Below are 20,215 nucleotides of genomic sequence, written 5' to 3' on the forward strand. Positions count from 1 at the left end.
TTTATGGTGTGTCTGTTCTAACTTTCTGCAGGAGTGAGGCTGACCAAGCTCAACTCGCGTAGGCTGTGATTGACCTTGGCCATCGCCGTTGGAAACCCACGCTCGCAGGCAAGTGTCCGCGCGACTGCATCAACCATGCCATCATCGGTGTGTACCAGATAGTCCCATTCATGCGCATAGCGGTCCTGATTGGCAGGCAAATCAGCGCTTAGCAGTCCGATGTCCTCAAGCTGCCCGACGATTTCATCTGCCGCAAGCAGGGTAGAGGAGGCTTTGACGTTTTCAGCACGCGCGTAGTATTTGTCTGGATACAGGCTCACGTCCGCCACGCGCAGGGTGTCATCTTCGCCAGGGATTTGCTGCGCGCCATACAACGCATTGCCCACAGTGCGTGCGCTGTTAAAGGTCGGTACAAACTCGCTGACATAATCAATGGCTTGCTGACTGCGCGCTTGTAGTGGCGCACGGTCCCAGCCGTCTTTGATGTAGTGTAGGTACTGCTCAGGCAGTGCAGGCTGGGCGCTGTCTTCACTTGAGGCCACGAGCCCATCTTCAAATAGGGTAATGAATTTACTCATACCATGAATCTGAAAATAGCCCTCAGGATACGGCGTCAGCTGTGCCATGCCCTCAGGCGTACCGCGCTGACCGTAGATGATAATCTCAGGTATCTGCCCGCCCGCTTGACCCCAATGGGTGATGTAAGAGGACTTAAACTCCACCATACGTGTGACGGGCACGCCGACCATATCGTCGATAATCCCTGTCTCAAAACCGCAGGCATTGACCAGATAATCCACGTCCACGTGATTATGGCTGCCGTTTGCCATCTCATAATCAATGCGCCAGCGCCGCGTGCCATCGAGGTCTTCATTTTCCTTGGGCGCGGTTTGCTCAGACACCTCAATGACTTGGGTGTTGGTCAAGACATGCGCATGGTCATAGGCCTCGAGTGCCAATGACGCTGACGCCGCCAAGCGAAAAATATTCCAGCCGTATTCTTGTACCACAATCAAAGGATATTTGACTTTATTTAAGTCCAAATACTTCGCAACAGGTATCATCCACTCATCGACGCTGCGCGGTACCGCCACTTGTTTGCGGCTTGCCAGCTCAAGCAGTTGGTCATGACTGTATAGCTGATAATAATCTTCAGGCTCGCCCAACACTTTGTTCAGCTCATCTTCTGCAATCAGCGCACGATAGGCTTGGGTGAGGGTCTCAAGGCGCGGCAGCAAGTCCTCAGGCTGCCCATCATCACGGGTCGGCACTGCGAATACTGTGGGGCGCACATCGATGGTGTAGGGGTACAAACGGACGATATCAATGCACTGCTTGAGCAGCGCCACGCAATCGTCATCGGGTATCTCACGGTACAGATTGCCACCAGCGTGCAAATGACACATCGGCGGACCATCTATCAGTGAGGATTTTTGCTCAAAGACATACGTTTCAATACCCAGCGCCGCCAGACGGATGGCAATGGTCGAGCCTGCCGTACCGCCACCCAAGATACCTACCCGAGTGGGCGCGGCCGTGTCTGTTACTTGACTGGAACGCTGCTCGTGAGCACTGGAAACGAAAGTTGCAGAATCGGTCATGGTCGTCGTTATATCCTTGATGTCAACATCAACAATGAATGGGGAATAAAAAAGGGCAATTTTATATCAATAAAGACGGTGTCAGCGGAATGCCGACCGTCGTATAAGCTTTATCGGTGGTTAAAAGCCAGTTTGTTACTGCGTTGTGTACATTTTTGCGTTGTGTGCGTTTTTATAAGCGTAGTGTACGAAAAAATTAGGTAACTAACGCGGTAAATACGTAAACAGATACATAAGTTTTGTCAAAAGCGTAGGTCTCTGTTAAGCGCGCCAGCCTACGACCGCCCGCAAATAACGGGCGCGTTGGTTGCGCGGCAGCACGCACAAGAGCACCGCGCAGTGCTGGGGTATTATGCTACGGTTTTGTAAGTTTTTGCAGTGAGACCATACGCTACTTTGTGCCTATGCTATATTAAAGCCATCAATAGCTGGCGTAATAATACCGCTGTACAAGAATATCGACACGCACGCTTCAGTCATCATATTCGTGTCCCGCGTTATTGGCATGAGGCTATTGAGCGCACGCCCAGCGCTAAACATGCGTAGGCAGCGATAATACAACAACCGATGGCAACAACAATAACGATATAAAGGAATTTGATATGAAAAAGATACTCATGACCTCAGCCTTGATGGGCGTGTTGGCACTCACTGGCTGTTCAACCCTAAAAAATGCGGTGGGTACCGATGATTCAGGTATGCACGATGTGTATAGCAACACCAACAATATGGCGCCTGTGACCAGCAAAAACGGCATCTTGGTGGACGCCAAAAACCACATGACCCTATACACCTATGACAAAGACTCGATGAACCGCTCAGAGTGTGGCTCGGTCTGTATGGTCGCGTGGCCTGCATTTATGGCATCGAGCAATGCCAAAGCCTCAGGACAATTTGCCCCATTCCAACGTGAAGATGGCAAATACCAATGGGCAATGAATGGCAAGCCGCTATACTTCTACGCCAATGACACCAAAGTCGGCGACATGCACGGCGATGAGAAGTTTGACGTTTGGCACGTGATTCATGCCAAATAATCAGTAGCTATTTATAAAAAACACCAAGACAGCTACTTGTAAAACGTAAAAAAGCCCGCAACCGATAACGCGTTGCGGGCTTTTTCTATGGCGCTTTTATAGCACTTTTATGGCAAAAACGCGGGCTTATTTGGCGCTTTTTTCGACCAATTCTGCATCAATTTGAATCGGTACATTGGTGGTGATGCCAGCGGCGTACGCGTCCATACCATAGGCAACACGGTCGATATTACCTGTCGCACGGAAACCAATCACAGGTGCGTTGGTCAATGGGCTGTTGGCGATTTTATTGAGTGTCACGTTTAGCGTTAGCGGCTTGGTTTGACCCAGCATGGTTAGATTACCCATTACTTTGGCTTGCTGCGGGTTCATGAACTGTACCTTGGTTGACTTAAAGGTCATGGTTGGGTACTTCTTAACGTTAAAAAACTGCTCGCCCATCAGGTGCTCATCACGCGCTTCCCAGCCTGTATCGATGCTGCTGGTTGGAATGGTGAAGTTGACCGTCGTTTGGTTCGGCTGTGCCATATTGTAGTTGACACTGCCTTGGGCATCTGCAAAGCGCCCCATGACGGTTGAAAAGCCCATGTGGTCAACAGAAAAGCCCACGCGGGTATGCGAGTTGTCCAGCTCCCACTGGGTCGGTAGTGCAGCGCTGGCAAGGCTGCTGGCACCGATAACGGCACCTAGAATAACGGCTTTTGAAGCAGTAGCGGCAAAACGGCTAGATAAACGAGTCATAACAATATCCTTGTCTCATAAAAATAATAAAAACGGCAATACAATGTTAAGCCCTATTGTTTAATTAAACTTAAATAATAAGTCTTATTGTGAAACTGGATGTTATTATAATGGACTTCGTTGCGGTTATCACAGGCCTTTATGTTACGATTTTTTACATTCCTGTATACTTGAGCATGAGCAAAACGCTTGATATTAAGCAAAAGCAAGCACACGCAAGGTCGATGGCGGCTTGCCACTGGCGCAAAAAGTCGGTAAAATCGCGGTTTGATTTTCCCACTGGGGAAGGCTAAGTAAACAAAAATATGGTGCTTGGTGCTGGAATGAGCCAGTGACCCAGTTGCTGTATTTTCAGATGGGCTTAGTGCCTCAGTCACGTAGCGGCACTCGCTGTCGATACATCGGACCTAGAGAGTATATTATGCGTAAAGATATCCACCCAAACTATCAAGAAGTTCTATTCCACGACACCAACGCTGACGTGTATTTCTTGACTCGCTCAACCGTAAGCACCAAAGCGACTCGTGAGTATGAAGGTAAAGAATACCCATACTTCCCACTTGATATCTCAAGTGCATCGCATCCGTTCTACACAGGCGAGCAACGTAAAACGTCTACCGAAGGTCGTGTTGCGAGCTTCAACAAGCGTTTTGGCGCTTTTGGTGGCCGTAGCAAGAAAAAAGCTGCTGAATAAGCCGCTCTTTTTGCCAAAAAAAACCGCTGTGTCTTCAGCGGTTTTTTTGTGCCTGTTTTATGGGGTCGGTCTTTTATGGTGATGCAGCGCGCTTTAGTGCTCGGCTAACAGCTCGGCAATCTTTTCTGCCAGCTGCCCCGCCCAGTGTTGGTAGGTCAGGCTGCTCGGATGAAAGCCATCACGGGCAAATACCAAGGCAGGCTCGATACGCTGCTGCGTAGCCAGTTTTGAAAAATCAACAGGCAGATAATACACGCCGTCATGCTGCGCGCAGATATCTTGTAAGTCGTGATCCAGACGCTGCGCCTTGGCACCGATAAAGCCACTAAGCGGTGCAGGTAGGGCGGGCATTTCTGCCATCGGCGGCAAACCCAAAAAAATCAATGCCTGTGCCCCAAATTTACGCTGTGCAATGGCGATAATCTGCGTCAAATGCTGTTGCCACTGTACGCGCGCGACGTTTTTGGTGGTGTCATTCACGCCGACATTGATGACCATCACGTCAATAGGCTGCGGCGGTTTTGGCAGCACATACAGGCGACGTAAGACATCAAAGCTGGTATGCCCTGTCGTGGCGTTGACCGACTATATCAGCGTTTTAAACTGCGCCGTTATAGACGGTTGTTGCGGGAATGCCAATAGCAGTTGCCCTACGAGCGCGTCTTGCTGAGTGTCGCTACCGACCCCAGCGACCGCAGAGTCACCGACGATCATTAGTCTTAATGTCTGCTGACGCTGCGTCGCTTGGGCATTACCACCATGCGCAAAATCCATCTGCCCACAGCGCGCGCCTATAGGCTCAGGCAAGCGCAGGGTGCTGCGTTTGACTTTGCGCCCTTGATACAAGTAGAGCGGCGCAAAAAGCAGATGCTTGATGTGCGTTACCATCCAGCACGCTCACGAATGACATCAAGGCGCTCATCAATCATCAGCTTACCATCCAGATACACCGTCTGTAGTAGGTTGTCATCTGTATCGCGCAGTTCCTCTTCACGAATGGTGCTGACTTTGCCGTTGTTGTCTTTTATCAGTGCCATGCGTCCTTTTTTGGAGCGTTTGGCGTGGCTGGTAACGGGGTCTTTATAGACGTCATGCCACTGCCCATCGATACGAATGGCGCTGGCTTTCATCGCCCAGCTCATGGTGTCGCGGTTGACCTGCTGCAACAGCCCGCCGCCCATGCCAAAGGTGACGTTTTCTGCGCTAAAGCCTGCCTGCATGACCGTATCTAGGATGCCTTGCAAGCTGTGCGGGTTGATGCCATCGCCTTGAATGATGCGGATATAGTCGGGCAAGACTTTGTAGCCCTTACTGTTGGTGCGCGTGCCGAACTTGACCGCAAGGCGCTCTAATGCTTCGCGTACCACTTTGGCAGGCTCGCCGCTGTCGGGACGGATGACCAGCGTGCCACCCATGGTTTCCACCTCTGCTTTTAGCGTACCGCCCCAGATATTGTCAATGGCATTCCACAAGTCATAGCTGTCTGACACCACCGAAAAGGCGCGACCCTCACCGCCGAACTGATCGAGCATATTGGCGTAGGCGTCGGTTTCGCCCGCGCGACCCCATGCGGTCATGGTGCTGTGCTCGGCGGCAGGGATAGAAAACGCGGGCATCTCATCGGTCATGCCATACCAGCGGCTGGCAGCGACCAGCGCGCTCAAGGCGTCAGTGCCCGCAAAGTTGACCAAGTGCGCAAGACTGCCCAGCGCCACCGTTTCCATGCTTGACGCGCCGCGTGCGCCAAAGTCATGCAGACGAAACGTCAGCGATTCGGTGCTGTCGGCGGATTTTTCTAGCGCTTGACGAAGAATGCCTTTGCAGTAATGCGAGATACTGGCGACTGTGGATGGATACCAGATGGCGCGCAGCAAAGCTGTCTCGATATAGCTCGGTAGCCAATAAAACTCAGGGTCGGTATTGACCACCTGACAGACCACGTTCGAGACGGGCAACACGCTGCCTTCACGTACCGCATCGATACGTAGCGGCAGATAGCCGCCATGCTTGTCCACCAGACGCTCCCAGCCTGCACGGTTAAAGGTCAGGCCATGCGCATTGATGACCGCTTCTGCCTCGTCGATGTCTTGATGGGTGATGGGCGTGCTGAGGTACTCTTTAATAAAGGCTTGTAAGCCAAAAAACAGCACATCAAAATCGCCTTTGCGCGCCTCAATATAGCTGGATAAATACTCGCTGCCTTTTGGGTATTGCACCCAATGCGAGGTTTTGTAGCTGTCGGTATTTAATATCAAATTGTGCAAATTACGGGTAAACATACGGCGCTCCTGTGCCTGATTTTTTGCTTTTCTTATCGGTAATTATTTTATGTTGTGATGACTTGTACTATGGCGGTGCCATAAAATAGGCTTATCTACTCTTTTAACCCTTACAATCCCACCATCTTAGTAATAATCGCATAGTGGTCTTCGAACATTTTGGTCGCATCAAGCTGGCACAGTGGCAACCAAAACGCCTTTGCCGCATCGTCCGCCGCCGTTAATGTTGGCAAGCCCATCGGGTCGTTTTTAAGCTGAAAGTAAAATGCTTGGGTAATGGTGCGCCCGCGTGCCGAGCGGTACGGGTCATCAAAGGTATGCTGGCTGTGGCGCGAGCTGCGCAGTGCCGATTCAGACACGCTCAGCCCCGTCTCTTCAATCAGCTCACGGATACAGGCATCAAACAGCGTCTCTTTGGGATTGATAAAACCGCCTGGCAATGCCCACAGTCCGCGCCCTGGCATACCGCCGCGCTCCACAAGCAAGATATGCCCCGACTGCACGACCAGCGCATCAGCGGTCATAAAGGTCGGCGGGTAAGGGGCATTGCGCCACTGTTTTTTGTACTCATCAATAAAGCCTGCCTCTTCGTGCAAGCGCTTATAATCGGCTGTCTGTTTAAACTGCTCAAGCACGTGCTGCGTCGATTCGGGCGTGCGTACTGAGGTGGGGGTCGCGCCCATCAAAAAACTGTCGCGTATCGGTGTGGCAGAGAGATTTTGATAATTGGGTACAGAGACCGATGCCCAGTTGGGGAACAGTGACAGATAATACGACGAGCTGTCTTTTGAATGTCCAATCAAGCCAATATCGGCGTGGACATCGCCTGTGACCGAGACCACACCTTTTTGCACATATTGCAGCCAGCGGGTATCGTTGTACAGTGCATCATCCAGCCCAACGCAGTGAATACGTGCGGCGTCCTCGGCAGAATACGCGTCCTTAATCATCGCGCTGCGCTCTTCAACGCTAAAGGGGTTGCGCAGGCTGCGCGGCAGATTTGCCGAGCCGATAAGCATGATGACCTCGTCGGCGCGGGTCAGTGCCTCGTCAATCACGGCTTTATGTCCGTGGTGAAACGGCTGAAAGCGGCCGATAAAGACCAAATATTGATAATGTCTGTCGTCCATCGCGTTGTTATGCGTATCGTCCGTGGACGCTTGTAGATTGTGTTCAGGTAGCATACTCATACCCGCCAGCTCCTTAGCATTGCTTTTATTTTTAGTGTTGCCAATACTGACATAGCCCCCAAGGGCTGACAAGTGACAACGCGTATAGAAATACCATGACGCGTGTAGCGACTGCCTTGGTCATTAAATCCGCAGTAGCGCGGTCGGAATTAACCGAAGATTGCGTTATAATGTTGCCAATGACTTGATATTTACGGCAAGAAGACCGATATGATAAGCACTGTATCGCGCTTTGTGCCGAAGTGATGCGCAAACGGCTCATTTTGGACACGCGATAGCCCTTATATTGCCAGTGACGGGTCGCCGCCAGCTGGTGCAATCACCGATAACGATAAGACGTGCTGCTATAAAGCCTTGAGCGCTTTTGGTGACCACGCCTTATATCACACACCCGATTAGGAATGATTATGAGTGACGCCCAAACGACCGACTACCAATCTGCGCTAGATACCGAACAGACCGATATCAAAAGCAACATCACCATTACCGAATCTGCGCAAGGCTATCTAGCCGAGCTGTTGTCAAAGCAAGACACCGACGGCATTGGCGTGCGTATCTTTGTTGAGCATGCAGGCACGCCGCGCGCTGAATGCTGCATGGCATACAACCAACCTGGCGAAGAAGATGCAGCAGATTTGCAGCTGCGTTATGATGACTTTAGCGCCTTTATTGACGCCGCTTCTGTGCCGTATCTTGAAGATGCGGTCATCGACTACAACAAAGACCGCTTTGGTGGGCAGCTGACCTTCCGTGCGCCCAATTCAAAAGTGCCTAAAGTGGGCGCGGATGCCAGCATTGAAGAGCGTATCAACTATGTACTGCAATCAGAGATTAACCCCGGTCTTGCCGCGCATGGCGGTGACGTTCAACTGCTTGAATTAATCGAAGAAGAAGGTATTGGCCTGACCGCGGTGCTAAAATTCGGCGGCGGTTGCCAAGGCTGCTCGGCGGTCGATATGACGTTGCGCCAAGGCGTCGAAGTGCAACTCAAGCAGCAAATCCCTGAGCTGACCCAAGTGGTGGATGATACCGACCACACGCGTACCGAAAACGCGTATTACAAATAGGCGTTTAGCCAGACAAGCAGCGGTCTGCTGACATGGCAGACTGTATGCTTGGAGGGTATGACAGACACGCCGCACAAAAAAACCCATATCGTGATGATATGGGTTTTTTTATAGCAAATCGTTTTGCTTAAACAGCCAATAAACGCTTATGCAGACAGCACGCGGCGGGCAATCTCTTGATAGTCTTGTGACTCAAGGCGTGGACCGAACTGCTGAATCACTTGCGACGCCACTTCACCAGCAAGGCGACCGCATTCAGGCAGCGCGTGGTGCTGCGATAGCGCGTATAAGAATGCGCCTGCGTAGTTGTCGCCTGCGCCATTGGTATCAATCACATCAACCACAGTCGGTGTGGCGATTTCGTGTACCACAATCTCGCTGTCGGCATCGGCTCTGTGCGCGATGACCGCGCCATTTGCGCCATCGGTGACCACAGCGGTCTGACAATGGTCCAATAGGGCACGGGCAGCGGCTTTGAGCTGTTTTTTCTCAGTGAACAAACGCGCCTCTTCACTGTTGCAAAATATCACCGCAACTTTATTGCCCAGCATATCGAGCAGACCGTCTTTGGCAAACTTGACCACCGCAGGGTCAGCAAAGCTCACCGCGATTTTGGCATTGTGAATGCCCGCTTGTTGGCGCAGCTTGTTCATGGCAGGCAAGATACTCTCAGACATCGCCAAGTAGCCTTCTAAATACAGCCAATCTGACTGCATTAAAGCATCAAAGTCGATGTTTTCATCAGCAATCTCGCTGGATGTGCCAAGATAGGTTTGCATCGTGCGCTCGCCATCGTCAGTGACGGCCACCACGCAAGAGCCCGTGACCCCGCCTGGATGCACAGAGTTTTTTGAGGTGGCGACGCCTGCGTTATTTAAATCTTTTAAATAAAACTGACCTTGCTCATCATCGCCGACACGGCAGGCATAAAATGGCTTGCCGCCGAGGCTAGCAAAGGCAAACATGGCATTGGCCGCAGACCCACCGCCCGCTTGCTTTGATGGGGCAATGTCAGCAAGCTGAAAATACGCCAACAGCTTTTGTTGCTCTTCAAAATCCGCCAGCGTCATATTGCCGCGCGTCAGCTCAGTCTCTTCTAGCGCTGCATCACTCAGTAGATATTCGTGGTCGACCAGTGCATTGCCGATTGCCATGACATCATACATACCGCTTTTCTCCCAGTATTGTTGCCCTATAGGGGTCAATAAATAAAATACTTTTAATATAGATTAATCTTGCAACGTAAGTAAACGTTGATACAGTGCATTTTTTTTGCGTCCTGTGATGTCCGCTGCCAGTGCGGCGGCTTTTTTGACCGACAAGTCCATCAGCAAACGCTTGAGCAGGGCATCGTGTACCGAGACATCTTCAGCATCTTCGTGGCTGTCTGCGCCTGCCACCACCAGCACAATCTCCCCGCGCTGCTGATTGTCATCGTCACGCACAAACGCGATAAGCTCGCCCAAGGTAGATTTGTGTACCGTCTCAAAGGTCTTGGTCAGCTCGCGGCAGTAGGTTACGGCGCGCGTGTCCCCGAGCACCGCCGCCATATCTTCAAGACTGGCAACAATACGGTGCGGCGCTTCATAAAAAATCAGCGTCTCAGTGCGCGTGGTGAGCGCCTCTAACTGCTTTTGGCGGCCGTGCGTCTTGGCAGGCAAAAAGCCAATAAAGCTAAAGCGGTCGGAGGGCAGACCTGCCACTGACAAGGCAGCGACGGCGGCGGACACGCCAGCAATCGGCGAGACAGGCACGCCTGCCGCATGCGCGGCTTGTACCAACTGATAGCCTGGGTCACTGACCAATGGCGTGCCCGCGTCACTAATCAGCGCGACCGAATGCCCACTGTGTAGCATCTCGATGATTTGCGGGGTTTGGATGGCGCTGTTGTGCTCATGGTATGCCCACAGTCGATTCAGCGTGCGCCCGTCCTCAGTCTGACTTTTGGTATCAATACCAAAATGCGCAAGCAATTTGCCTGACGTGCGCGTGTCCTCGCAGGCGATGATGGCGACCGTCTTGAGCGTCGCGATGGCGCGCGGGGTCATGTCCTCAAGATTGCCAATCGGAGTGGCAACGATATACAAGCTGGCAGGGGCAGATGTGGGGGTGGACATGAAAACCTCTTTGGACGATATAAAAAGACAGCGTCAGGCAGCACGCCATACAAAAGTGGCTAGTTTAGCATGTTGTGCTATGATATTTCTTAAATGTTCACCGAGAGCTGACGTGAGTACCTCGCCACCTAAAAAGCGACGCCCAAAGCTGCCTGCGCCCATGCCGATGCACGCGCCAAAACAGCAACAAGGTCATGCCTTTGAGCAGCAGGCGCGCGCGTATTTGGAAGCCAAAGGATTGTCTTATCTTGCTCACAACTGGCAACAGGCAGGGGTGGGCGAGATTGACCTTATTATGCTAGAGCGCGGTACGGCTTGGGACATTGTGGTGTTCATCGAGGTGCGTCAGCGGCGCGTATCCCACTTTGGCGATGCAATAGAGAGCGTCACGCGCAAAAAACAGCAAAACATCGTGAAGACAGCCAAGCACTTTTTGCAGCAGCATCCGCAGTATGCTGATTGTGAATGCCGCTTTGATGTGCTGGGCTATTCAGGTACGGATGCGCAAGGGGCAGCATCCGCGCCCACATGGATACAAGGCGCTTTTATGGCGCAGGCATGGTAATCGGTAGCGATAGTAAGCTTTTGCTAAGGTATCGTTACCAAAAAATTAACCATCGTACACAAAAATTCAGTACAGTATGACGGCACGCGTCAGCGCACTTAATCTTATTCGGCTCTATGGGGTATATCATGACCAGATTGCACACGCTTACCACATTTTTTCGACCCACCATTCGTCGCATGACAGTCGGGTCACTGGTGGCCGTCGCTGTCGTTAGCACAGGCTGTACCACCAACTATTTGACCAACAGCACACAGGGTACTTACGGTGTGCCTGTGACTGAGCGCACCATTCCCCAGCGTCTGCTTGATGGCAGCATCGAGCATACCATCAAGGTCAATGCCTACGGCTTGCAAGAGAACCTAAAAGAAACCAGCCGCATCAGTATCGACAGCTTTTATAGCGAGGTGCTGCTGACAGGCGAAGTGCCAAGCGAAGCGATTAAAAAAGAAATCGGCGATATGGTCGCCTCAATGCCTGACGTGCGCCGCGTTTATAATGAATTGAATGTCGGTGTCGCACGTGGCTACAGCGCCACGGTGCATGATGGCTACATCACCTCAAAACTGATGGCAAAAGTCGCTGCCAATGACGCCATCAAAGCCTCGCAAATCAAAGCCGTCACCGATGATGGCGTGGTCTACGTCATGGGTCGCATGACGCCCACCCAGCAAAGCAACTTGGTTGATATTGCCAACAATACCGTGGGTATCACCGAGCTTGTGCTGTTGACCACACTGATTAATGACAACGGCGCGCCCATTGATGACAAAGACATCATGTACGAAAATGGCGACAGCGCCGAGGGTAGCAATTTATCAAGCCGTGCGATGCCGTTAATTAAAGGCAGCAGCGTCTACAATCAGCCGATGCTGGCCGATGCTGCCACCGTGCCAAGCGACTCCGAAGAAACCAGCGGCTACATTCAGCTGTATCAGCAGTAAAACGCTGCTAAATATGGGCATGAAGCAGTTGAAATACTGTCACAAGAATACTAAACATCCATAACAGGAAAGACACGGCACAGGGCAGTGCGATTGATAAAATGATTGGTTTCAGCATTGGGTTTATATCAGCGTTATCAAGCTATTAAGCTGATTGAGAGTTTACATATCAAGAGTTGATACAACCCCAATATGTCCTATACCGCCACATAAGACTGTATTATGAAGCCATCATTAGCCACTTTTGTTCCTACATTACCGCGCCGTATGACCGTCATAAGTGCGCTGTGCGTGACCGGCGGCGTATTACTCGCGCCGCAAGCACGTGCCCTTAGCGCATTAGACGTCGTCAATAAGTTCAGTCTGGGCAATGGCGTGGGCGTGACCAAAGACATCGCTTATGGGGAAGACGCGCTACAAAACCTCGATATCTATTATCCAAAAGCCCTTGCCAAGCAGCTGCGTCAACAAGATGGCGCAGTAGCGGTGAGTGGCGACTACCCGATGGTGGTGTTTGTACACGGCGGCTCATGGCAAAGTGGCACTAAAGACGATTACGCCTTTGTCGGTGAGAGTCTTGCCCAAGCAGGCTACGTGACGGCAGTGATTAATTATCGTAAAGCGCCTGAGCACGTCTATCCAGATTATGTACAAGATACCGCGCAGGCGATTGCGTGGAGCTATCAGCACGCAGGTGACTATCATGCCGACGCCCAGCGGGTGGCGGTGGTGGGGCATTCGGCAGGCGCGTTTAATGCTGTGGCCGCAGTCGCTGATGAGAAGTTTTTAGCGCCTTATGGCATGCAGCCAACCGACCTGCGTGCGGTGGTGGGCATTGCTGGGCCGTACAGTTATGATTTTCGTGAGTATCCGACTGCCGTTGCCTTTCCAAGCGGCGCGACTCCTGATGAGGTCATGCCTGACAGACACATCACTGGCGCGCAGCCGCCCTATTTATTATTGACCGCTGGCAATGACAAGACCGTTTATCCACAAAACGCCATCAACATGCACAAGGCACTGCTCGAGCATGGTGTGGATGTCGAGACGGGCGTGATTAAAGGCGCCAGCCACGCGACCAGTATCGGCGCGTTTGCGTCGCCACTGCGCTGGCTCAACGACAGCCGCGCCCAAGTGCTGCGCTATCTTGAGCGTCAGTTGAGCGTCTCTTCTATCGATAGTACCGAGTCGTCACAAAACAGCGCCAATTAACGCATGATGGCTGTATGCAAGCACAACTCTTGCTATAATGACGCCCGTTTTGCCACGATAGGTGGCGTTAAAACGCACGCTAGCACCATTCATCCAAACACTGACCCCAAATAAGTCATCATAGGTATCATTATGAGTATGAACGCGGACGATTTAATTGCATTACTACAGCAGCATTTTCCTGACGCTTTTATCCAAGCGGCCAACCAAGGCAACAAGTTTGACGTGCGCGTCGTGGATGCAAGCTTTGAAGGCAAACGCTTGGTACAGCGCCAGCAAGCCGTCTATGGGTTGGTGAATGAGAAGATTGCCAGTGGTGATATCCACGCGCTCAACATTCAAGCGCTAACCCCAGAGGAATGGGCAGCCCAGCAAGCACGCAGCGAGTGATAGGTTGCCTTTTTATTTTTTTATTTACAGTTAGGTTGTCACCTTTATGGATCAGTTTTTAATCACCGGTAGTAGTCGTATCGCAGGGGAAGTTACCATTTCAGGCGCAAAAAATGCCGCCTTGCCCTTATTGGCCGCAATGATATTGGCGGAGACGCCCACGACGCTACACAATGTGCCGTCGCTACAAGACGTGCGCACGTTGATCAAGCTGATTGCGGGTATGGGTATCGATATCCAAAAAGAAGGCAGCACGGTCACTTGCGATACCAAAAATATCGACAGCTTCTATGCCCCTTATGATTTGGTAAAAACCATGCGCGCCTCCATCTTGGTGCTCGGTCCGTTGCTGGCGCGTTTTGGTGAGGCAGAAGTGTCACTGCCAGGCGGCTGCGCGATTGGCTCGCGTCCTGTTGACCAGCATTTAAAAGCTTTTGAAGCGATGGGCGCGACCATCAGTGTCGAAAACGGCTATGTTAAAGCACAAGCGCCAAAAGGCGGTCGCTTAATCGGTGCGCGTTTTTCGTTCGATATGGTCACCGTTGGCGGTACTGAAAACGTCATCATGGCAGCAGCATTGGCAAAAGGCACGACCGTGCTTGGTAACTGTGCGCTTGAGCCAGAAGTCGTTGATTTGGCGAACATGCTGGTAAAAATGGGCGCAAAAATCAGCGGCATCGGCACTGCGACCATGACCATCGAAGGCGTTGAGCGTTTGCATGGCTGTGAATATTCGGTAGTGGCTGACCGCATCGAGACAGGCTCGTACTTGGCAGGTGCGCTGATGACCGAAGGCGATGTATTGACCAAAAACACCCATGCCTACTTGCTCGACCCTGTACTCAAAAAGTTCGAAGCGATGGGCGCTATCATTACCACAGGCGATGACTGGATTCGCGCGCAGATGACAGGCCGTCCAAAGCCCGTCGATATCCGTACTCAGCCGCACCCTGGCTTCCCAACCGACATGCAGGCGCAGTTGATGGCGGTGTGCTGCTTGGCTGATGGCACCAGCACCATTATCGAAAACATCTTTGAAAACCGCTACATGCATGTGCCTGAACTGATGCGTTTGGGCGCTGATATCAAGGTTGACGGTCATACTGCTGTGGTTGAAGGCGTTGAGCGCTTTACCGCCGCCCCTGTGATGGCGACCGACTTGCGCGCGTCGATGTCTTTGGTTATGGCAGCAGCAGCGGCAGAGGGTGAGAGCTTAATTGACCGTATTTATCATATTGACCGCGGTTACGAAGATGTGGAAAATAAACTGCGTAGCCTTGGGGTATGTATCCAGCGTGTGAACTCAAACGCGGCGTCTGTCTAACCGACGTCTTTGAGCGCACCACTGCTGGCCACTGCGCCATACACCACACACCGACACGGACATACTGTCATTATGAATGAGCAATCTGAGCGCTTACAAAAGAGTGGCTTGCTAAACGAAGTGGACAATGAATTTTCAGGTTTGACTTTGGCGCTGTCAAAAGGGCGCATCTTAAAAGAAACCATGCCGCTACTCAAAGCGGCAGGGATTGAACTGCTAGAAGACCCTGATGCCTCGCGCAAACTGATTTTTCCCACCTCGCATCCACAGGTACGCGTTTTGATTTTGCGCGCAAGCGATGTGCCGACCTATGTAGAGCATGGGGCGGCAGATTTTGGTGTCGCGGGTAAAGACGTGCTCCTTGAGCATGGAGCAAATCATGTCTATGAGCTGCTCGATTTACAGATTGCGCAGTGCAAATTGATGACCGCAGGCATAACAGGGGCCGCCATGCCCAATCGCCGCCTGCGTATCGCCACCAAGTATGTCAACGTGGCGCGTGCTTACTTTGCCAGCCAAGGTCAGCAAGTCGATGTGATTAAGCTGTACGGCTCGATGGAGCTTGCGCCCTTAGTCGGGCTTGGTGATTTGATTGTCGATGTCGTGGACACAGGCAACACCTTGCGCGCCAATGGTCTTGAGCCACTCGAGCATATTTGCGATGTGTCGTCACGCTTGATTGTCAACCAAGTCAGCTACAAGCGCAAATTTGCATTGCTTGAGCCGATTTTGGACAGTTTTAAAGACAGCATCCAGCAGGCGTCTTAATCTTATAACAAGGGCAGCTTTGCCACAGTTATCGACCCATTAAGATTGCCGCTATTTTTTAAACCAGTTTTGTTCGCCAGCGTTTTAGGCGTGCTAAACTGGTTTTGTTTTGTCTGACATGCACGGGCGCAGGGCGCGCCAATATAGGTGTCACAGACGATTATTTTTCGTGGTCATATAGGATTTGATTATGCGTAAGCTCTCTACCCAAGATGCCGATTTTGAACAACAATTAACCGAGCTATTAGCTTTTGAGACGGTTAACGACCCGCAATTGCTACATACGGTTGACGACATCATCGCCCAAGTGCGCCAGCATGGGGACGAGGTGGTATTGCACCTTACGCAGCAGTTTGACCAGCATCCTGCCCAAAGCATGAGCGAATTAGAGATTGCTCAAGAAGACTTGGCAAAAGCCTTTGCTTCGCTCGATGATGAGGTTAAGGCAGCATTGAGTACGGCAGCCGAACGCGTCAGCGAATTTCATAAGCGCCAAGTGCAAGAAACGTGGGAATATACCGACGCGCTCGGCAATCGCTTGGGTCAAAAGGTCACGCCGCTTGACCGTGTGGGCATTTACGTGCCCGGTGGCTTGGCGTCTTATCCGTCATCGGTACTGATGAATGCCATTCCTGCCAAGGTCGCAGGCGTCAAAGACGTCATCATGGTCGTGCCAGCGCCCAAAGGCGTGCTCAATCCCTTGGTACTCGCTGCCGCGCATTTGGCACAAGTTGACCGCGTGTTTACTATTGGCGGCGCGCAAGCGGTTGCCGCACTGGCGTATGGCACACAAAGCATTCCGCAAGTCGATAAAATCACAGGTCCTGGCAACAAATACGTGGCGGCAGCAAAGCGTGCGGTGTTTGGTCAAGTCGGCATTGATATGATAGCAGGCCCTTCTGAAGTGCTGGTCTATGCCGAAGGCGAGGCCGCTGACCGTGCCGATTGGCTGGCGATAGATTTATTGTCACAAGCCGAGCACGACCGCATTGCTCAAGCCATCTTTGTGACCACGAGCGCCGAGCAATTGGCGGATGTCGAGACAGCGATTGATGCGGCACTCGCCGAGCTGCCCAAAGCCGACATCGCGCGTGATGCCTTGCGTCATCGTGGCGCACTGATTTTGGTAAAAGACCGTGCTGAGGGTTTGGCGCTGATTAACCGCATTGCCCCTGAGCATTTAGAATTGTCTGTCGATACGCCTGATGATTTGATTGATGACATCCGTCACGCGGGCGCGATATTTATGGGGCGTCACACGCCAGAAGCCATTGGCGATTACTGTGCAGGACCCAACCACGTGCTGCCGACCTCAGGCACGGCGCGCTTTTCTTCACCACTTGGCGTCTACGACTTTCAAAAGAAATCCTCGCTGATTTATTGCTCAGAAGCAGGCAGCAAGCCGTTGGCAAAGACGGCAGACATTCTGGCGCAGCGTGAGGACTTGGACGCGCATGCCCGCTCAGCACGCTACCGCTACGAGTCGTGATGTATAGATATTCACTGTATTGATTAACTGCTAGGATTTTTTATGACCGCATCTCAGATTGATACGCGCCTATGGTCACAGACCGCGCGCCAGCTCTCGCCTTATGTGCCCGGCGAGCAGCCAAAGCATGACAACTTATGCAAACTAAACACCAATGAAAACCCCTTTCCGCCCTCGCCAAAAGTCGCCGAAGCGATTGCTAGAGTGATTGCCGAGCAGGCGACCGCACTGCGCCTATACCCTGCGCCTGAGTCGGATGATTTGCGTCAAGCCTTAGCGACGCGCCACAACGTTGGCATTGAGCAAGTGTTTGTGGGTAATGGCTCGGATGAAGTCTTGGCACTCACCTTTGCCAGCTTCTTTTTAAAAGATGCGCCGCTGCTCGCGCCTGATATCAGCTACAGCTTTTACCCTGTGTACGCGCATACTTTTGGCGTCGATTTGCAGCCTGTCGCCTTGCGCGATGACTTTAGTATTGATGTTGCCGATTACGACCAGCCGTGCGGCGGCGTCATTGTTGCCAATCCCAATGCGCCCACAGGTTTGCTGCTGTCACTCGATGAGATTCGCCGCTTAGCGACGATGCACCCTCATTCGGTAGTGGTGATTGATGAAGCGTACATTGACTTTGCCGATACCGACGCGCCTGCTTCAGCGGTCAGCTTGATTGATGAGTTTGATAACTTATTGGTCACGCAGACCTTTTCAAAATCGCGTGCGTTAGCGGGTCTACGCGTGGGCATGGCGTTTGGTAATGCCTCACTGATTGAAGCCTTGACGCGTATGAAAAACAGCTTTAATAGCTTCCCGCTGGATAAGCTGGCGCAAGCGGGCGCGACTGCGAGCGTAGAAGACGAGGCGTACTTTACAGACAGCTGCCAGCAGATTATTGACCTGCGTAATGCATTGATTGAGGATTTGCGTGCGCTTGATTATCACGTGCTGCCGTCACAAGCCAACTTTGTTTTTGCCCGTCCACCTGCGGGCAATGCCAGTGACGTGGCGGCGCGTTTACGCGAAGAGGGCATCATCGTGCGTCACTTTAAGCAGCCACGTGTCAATGAATATCTGCGTATCACCGTGGGTACTGCCGCGCAGAATGAGCGCTTAATCACCGCATTACGCGCCGAGCATGCTTCTGCATAAATAGGCTTTACAAGTGATAATAAGAAAAACGCACTGGCGATAAGCGGCAGTGCGTTTTTTTATATTTACTGGCTTCAACTGATTTAAAAGACAAAAAAGTCATTAATTAGGCTGCGCCAATATCGACAATAGATTACCTACTTTGTCACTGCACTCTTGATATTCTGCCGCACATTCTGACGCGATGGTGATGCCGCCGCCTGCCCATAGGTTGACCTGCCGCGTCTCGCCTTGCTGCTGTGCTTGCAAAGTGCGAATCAGTACGTTCCACTGCCCACTGCCATCAAAGTTCATGTAGCCGAGCGTACCACAGTAGGCGCCGCGTGGGGCGGCCTCTAACTCATGGATAATCTCAACGGCGCGTTTTTTCGGCGTGCCTGTGATGGAGCCTGCGGGCAAACTGCCAAACAGCACCGCAAGCGGATGCACCTTGTCATGCAGCGTTGCAGTGATGGTGCTGACCATGTGATGCACATTGCTAAAGCTCTCGATGGCAAACAGCTTGGGCACTTTAACGCTGCCTGTCTTGGCATATCTGCCCAAGTCATTACGCAGCAAGTCGACGATCATCACATTTTCAGCGCGGTCTTTTTCGCTATTGCTCAGCGCCAGCTTTAACGCCGCATCGGTGTCCGCATCCTGACTGCGCGGACGCGTGCCTTTAATGGGCTTGGTGCAGATGCTGTGCTGGTCGTTGTCGTTATAAAACGTAAAAAACAGCTCAGGCGAGCAGCTTAACAGCTCAAAATCTAACGCCGCTGTATTGGCATTTTTTAAGCCAATAAAGCCTGCAAACGGCGCATGCGTATTGGCATTCAAGCTGGGCAGGTAGCTTAATAGGGTAGGCGCATTATTTTTTACCGTGTGACTAGGGGGCTGCGTGGGTAACGTGCCTTGCCATTTTTGTGTAAGGTTAATCTGATAGCAATCGCCTTGTGTCAAATAGTCTTGTGTGCGCTCAAATGCTGCCGCATACGCTTGCGGCTGCCAAGTCGCTTGTAAGTGTAGGGCAGGGGGTACGGGCTGACTGACTTGTACGCCTAATGCCGTATCAAAACTGCTCAGCGCATTTGCGATGGTGTTTACAATCGCTGGCGCACCATTAACCTCAGTGTAAGGCTTGCCAGCGTAATATAACTGCCAAACGGCGTCCTGTTGCATTAAGCAAATATCATAGTGCCCCATATAGGCAGCAGGCTGGTCGCTGAGCACTGTGACCGCTTGCGGACTCATCGCCCGCGCGGCAAGGTCATAGCCAATAAAACCAATCAGACCGTGGTTATAGCAAGGGGCGTCTTGCGTGCCATTGTGAACGTCAATAGAGGCGTCCGCTTGTGCTTGACTATAAGCAATCAGCTGCGCTTGCCAGCCCTCATAGCTCATTGACACTTCGCGATTATTCGTATCACGTCCATGCTCATAGACGCGATATTGCGGTACGTCACCACCATTATCAATGAAATCACTGTCGCCGACAGGGTATAGCGTCCACGCACGTTTGGGCAGCAGCCCAATGACAGGTTGCCCATCATTGTGTAGCCATGCCAACTGCCACTCTGCTTGCGTGTCCATTTGTGGTAAATACGCTTGCAAACGCGGCAAGATATCGGCAGCGCTTAACGCACCAAAACGCCATCCATGACGAGACATG

The 20,215-nt window shown here is 51.9% G+C and carries 19 protein-coding genes and 1 pseudogene; 11 read left to right on the forward strand and 9 right to left on the reverse strand.

Going from position 1 to position 20,215, the window contains the following annotated elements; all coding sequences use genetic code 11:
• Positions 1-17: 17 nt before the first annotated feature.
• Positions 18-1,601 carry an FAD-dependent oxidoreductase gene (locus JMW05_RS07775; protein ID WP_201504742.1) on the reverse strand — a complete coding sequence of 528 codons (1,584 nt, stop codon included), beginning with the start codon at positions 1,599-1,601 and terminating at the stop codon, positions 18-20.
• Between the two features lie 602 nt (positions 1,602-2,203).
• On the opposite strand from JMW05_RS07775, the gene JMW05_RS07780 reads away from it, so the two are divergent.
• On the forward strand, positions 2,204-2,638 hold the full coding sequence (locus tag JMW05_RS07780) for a COG4315 family predicted lipoprotein (RefSeq protein WP_201504743.1): 435 nt from the start codon (positions 2,204-2,206) through the stop codon (positions 2,636-2,638).
• 126 nt (positions 2,639-2,764) lie between these two features.
• Here JMW05_RS07780 and JMW05_RS07785 read toward each other — a convergent pair whose 3' ends face one another.
• Entirely contained in the window at positions 2,765-3,379 is a 615-nt protein-coding gene (locus tag JMW05_RS07785; protein WP_201504744.1) for a YceI family protein, read from the reverse strand.
• A 421-nt stretch (positions 3,380-3,800) separates the two neighbouring features.
• On the opposite strand from JMW05_RS07785, the gene JMW05_RS07790 reads away from it, so the two are divergent.
• Positions 3,801-4,073, forward strand: a complete 273-nt coding sequence (locus JMW05_RS07790) for a type B 50S ribosomal protein L31 (protein ID WP_201504745.1) — start codon at positions 3,801-3,803, stop codon at positions 4,071-4,073.
• Between the two features lie 93 nt (positions 4,074-4,166).
• Here the strand turns inward: JMW05_RS07790 and JMW05_RS12045 are convergent.
• From JMW05_RS12045 to JMW05_RS07805, 4 genes and pseudogenes are all read right to left on the reverse strand, one after another.
• A pseudogene (locus tag JMW05_RS12045) lies at positions 4,167-4,637 on the reverse strand (SGNH/GDSL hydrolase family protein); the annotation flags it as partial.
• Positions 4,638-4,658: 21 nt separating this feature from the next.
• Complete coding sequence (locus tag JMW05_RS12050) at positions 4,659-4,961, reverse strand: hypothetical protein (RefSeq protein WP_227691478.1); 303 nt, start codon at positions 4,959-4,961, stop codon at positions 4,659-4,661.
• Complete coding sequence (locus JMW05_RS07800) at positions 4,955-6,352, reverse strand: nicotinate phosphoribosyltransferase (protein WP_201504746.1); 1,398 nt, start codon at positions 6,350-6,352, stop codon at positions 4,955-4,957. The genes JMW05_RS12050 and JMW05_RS07800 overlap by 7 nt, the downstream gene beginning before the upstream one ends.
• 110 nt (positions 6,353-6,462) lie before the next feature.
• Complete coding sequence (locus JMW05_RS07805; RefSeq protein ID WP_201504747.1) at positions 6,463-7,542, reverse strand: bifunctional nicotinamide-nucleotide adenylyltransferase/Nudix hydroxylase; 1,080 nt, start codon at positions 7,540-7,542, stop codon at positions 6,463-6,465.
• Positions 7,543-7,949: 407 nt separating this feature from the next.
• Here JMW05_RS07805 and nfuA point away from each other — a divergent pair, with 407 nt between their 5' ends.
• The gene (nfuA, locus tag JMW05_RS07810; RefSeq protein WP_199508455.1) at positions 7,950-8,609 is read left to right on the forward strand and encodes a Fe-S biogenesis protein NfuA; all 660 of its coding nucleotides are present in this window, start codon (positions 7,950-7,952) and stop codon (positions 8,607-8,609) included.
• A gap of 146 nt (positions 8,610-8,755) precedes the next feature.
• On the opposite strand, the gene JMW05_RS07815 is transcribed toward nfuA, so the two are convergent.
• Complete coding sequence (locus tag JMW05_RS07815) at positions 8,756-9,775, reverse strand: adenosine kinase (RefSeq protein WP_201504748.1); 1,020 nt, start codon at positions 9,773-9,775, stop codon at positions 8,756-8,758.
• 63 nt (positions 9,776-9,838) lie between these two features.
• Positions 9,839-10,726, reverse strand: coding sequence for a 16S rRNA (cytidine(1402)-2'-O)-methyltransferase (rsmI, locus tag JMW05_RS07820; protein ID WP_201504749.1), 888 nt, complete (start codon positions 10,724-10,726; stop codon positions 9,839-9,841).
• 112 nt (positions 10,727-10,838) lie between these two features.
• Here rsmI and JMW05_RS07825 point away from each other — a divergent pair, with 112 nt between their 5' ends.
• The 8 genes from JMW05_RS07825 to hisC all read left to right on the forward strand — a co-directional run bounded on the left by JMW05_RS07825 (position 10,839) and on the right by hisC (position 18,564).
• Complete coding sequence (locus JMW05_RS07825; protein ID WP_227691479.1) at positions 10,839-11,291, forward strand: YraN family protein; 453 nt, start codon at positions 10,839-10,841, stop codon at positions 11,289-11,291.
• A gap of 128 nt (positions 11,292-11,419) precedes the next feature.
• Entirely contained in the window at positions 11,420-12,235 is an 816-nt protein-coding gene (locus JMW05_RS07830) for a BON domain-containing protein (protein WP_201504750.1), read from the forward strand.
• A gap of 222 nt (positions 12,236-12,457) precedes the next feature.
• On the forward strand, positions 12,458-13,447 hold the full coding sequence (locus tag JMW05_RS07835) for an alpha/beta hydrolase (RefSeq protein ID WP_201504751.1): 990 nt from the start codon (positions 12,458-12,460) through the stop codon (positions 13,445-13,447).
• Positions 13,448-13,585: 138 nt separating this feature from the next.
• Positions 13,586-13,837 (forward strand): BolA/IbaG family iron-sulfur metabolism protein, encoded by a 252-nt coding sequence (locus tag JMW05_RS07840; RefSeq protein ID WP_201505574.1) that lies wholly within the window; start codon positions 13,586-13,588, stop codon positions 13,835-13,837.
• Positions 13,838-13,883: 46 nt separating this feature from the next.
• Positions 13,884-15,161: a UDP-N-acetylglucosamine 1-carboxyvinyltransferase gene (gene murA / locus JMW05_RS07845; RefSeq protein ID WP_201504752.1), complete on the forward strand. Its 1,278-nt coding sequence runs from the start codon at positions 13,884-13,886 to the stop codon at positions 15,159-15,161.
• A 72-nt stretch (positions 15,162-15,233) separates the two neighbouring features.
• Entirely contained in the window at positions 15,234-15,929 is a 696-nt protein-coding gene (gene hisG / locus JMW05_RS07850) for an ATP phosphoribosyltransferase (RefSeq protein ID WP_199508449.1), read from the forward strand.
• A 190-nt stretch (positions 15,930-16,119) separates the two neighbouring features.
• A complete protein-coding gene (hisD, locus tag JMW05_RS07855; RefSeq protein WP_201504753.1) occupies positions 16,120-17,418 on the forward strand; it encodes a histidinol dehydrogenase in 1,299 nt (432 codons plus the stop codon).
• Between the two features lie 42 nt (positions 17,419-17,460).
• Complete coding sequence (hisC, locus tag JMW05_RS07860) at positions 17,461-18,564, forward strand: histidinol-phosphate transaminase (RefSeq protein ID WP_201504754.1); 1,104 nt, start codon at positions 17,461-17,463, stop codon at positions 18,562-18,564.
• Positions 18,565-18,666: 102 nt separating this feature from the next.
• Here the strand turns inward: hisC and JMW05_RS07865 are convergent, their stop codons facing one another.
• Positions 18,667-20,214, reverse strand: a complete 1,548-nt coding sequence (locus tag JMW05_RS07865; protein ID WP_227691480.1) for an anthranilate synthase component I family protein — start codon at positions 20,212-20,214, stop codon at positions 18,667-18,669.
• Position 20,215 lies beyond the last annotated feature (1 nt).

This window comes from Psychrobacter aestuarii, from assembly GCF_904846035.1.
Lineage (GTDB): Bacteria > Pseudomonadota > Gammaproteobacteria > Pseudomonadales > Moraxellaceae > Psychrobacter > Psychrobacter aestuarii.

Excerpts from the sequence above, each read along its gene's own strand:
- JMW05_RS07775 (WP_201504742.1), bottom strand. The coding sequence starts at position 1,601 with ATGACCGATTCTGCAACTTTCGTTTCCAGTGCTCACGAGCAGCGTTCC.
- JMW05_RS07780 (WP_201504743.1), top strand. The coding sequence starts at position 2,204 with ATGAAAAAGATACTCATGACCTCAGCCTTGATGGGCGTGTTGGCACTC.
- JMW05_RS07785 (WP_201504744.1), bottom strand. The coding sequence starts at position 3,379 with ATGACTCGTTTATCTAGCCGTTTTGCCGCTACTGCTTCAAAAGCCGTT.
- JMW05_RS07790 (WP_201504745.1), top strand. The coding sequence starts at position 3,801 with ATGCGTAAAGATATCCACCCAAACTATCAAGAAGTTCTATTCCACGAC.
- JMW05_RS12050 (WP_227691478.1), bottom strand. The coding sequence starts at position 4,961 with ATGGTAACGCACATCAAGCATCTGCTTTTTGCGCCGCTCTACTTGTAT.
- JMW05_RS07800 (WP_201504746.1), bottom strand. The coding sequence starts at position 6,352 with ATGTTTACCCGTAATTTGCACAATTTGATATTAAATACCGACAGCTAC.
- JMW05_RS07805 (WP_201504747.1), bottom strand. The coding sequence starts at position 7,542 with ATGAGTATGCTACCTGAACACAATCTACAAGCGTCCACGGACGATACG.
- nfuA (WP_199508455.1), top strand. The coding sequence starts at position 7,950 with ATGAGTGACGCCCAAACGACCGACTACCAATCTGCGCTAGATACCGAA.
- JMW05_RS07815 (WP_201504748.1), bottom strand. The coding sequence starts at position 9,775 with ATGTATGATGTCATGGCAATCGGCAATGCACTGGTCGACCACGAATAT.
- rsmI (WP_201504749.1), bottom strand. The coding sequence starts at position 10,726 with ATGTCCACCCCCACATCTGCCCCTGCCAGCTTGTATATCGTTGCCACT.
- JMW05_RS07830 (WP_201504750.1), top strand. The coding sequence starts at position 11,420 with ATGACCAGATTGCACACGCTTACCACATTTTTTCGACCCACCATTCGT.
- JMW05_RS07835 (WP_201504751.1), top strand. The coding sequence starts at position 12,458 with ATGAAGCCATCATTAGCCACTTTTGTTCCTACATTACCGCGCCGTATG.
- JMW05_RS07840 (WP_201505574.1), top strand. The coding sequence starts at position 13,586 with ATGAACGCGGACGATTTAATTGCATTACTACAGCAGCATTTTCCTGAC.
- murA (WP_201504752.1), top strand. The coding sequence starts at position 13,884 with ATGGATCAGTTTTTAATCACCGGTAGTAGTCGTATCGCAGGGGAAGTT.
- hisG (WP_199508449.1), top strand. The coding sequence starts at position 15,234 with ATGAATGAGCAATCTGAGCGCTTACAAAAGAGTGGCTTGCTAAACGAA.
- hisD (WP_201504753.1), top strand. The coding sequence starts at position 16,120 with ATGCGTAAGCTCTCTACCCAAGATGCCGATTTTGAACAACAATTAACC.
- hisC (WP_201504754.1), top strand. The coding sequence starts at position 17,461 with ATGACCGCATCTCAGATTGATACGCGCCTATGGTCACAGACCGCGCGC.
- JMW05_RS07865 (WP_227691480.1), bottom strand. The coding sequence starts at position 20,214 with ATGTCTCGTCATGGATGGCGTTTTGGTGCGTTAAGCGCTGCCGATATC.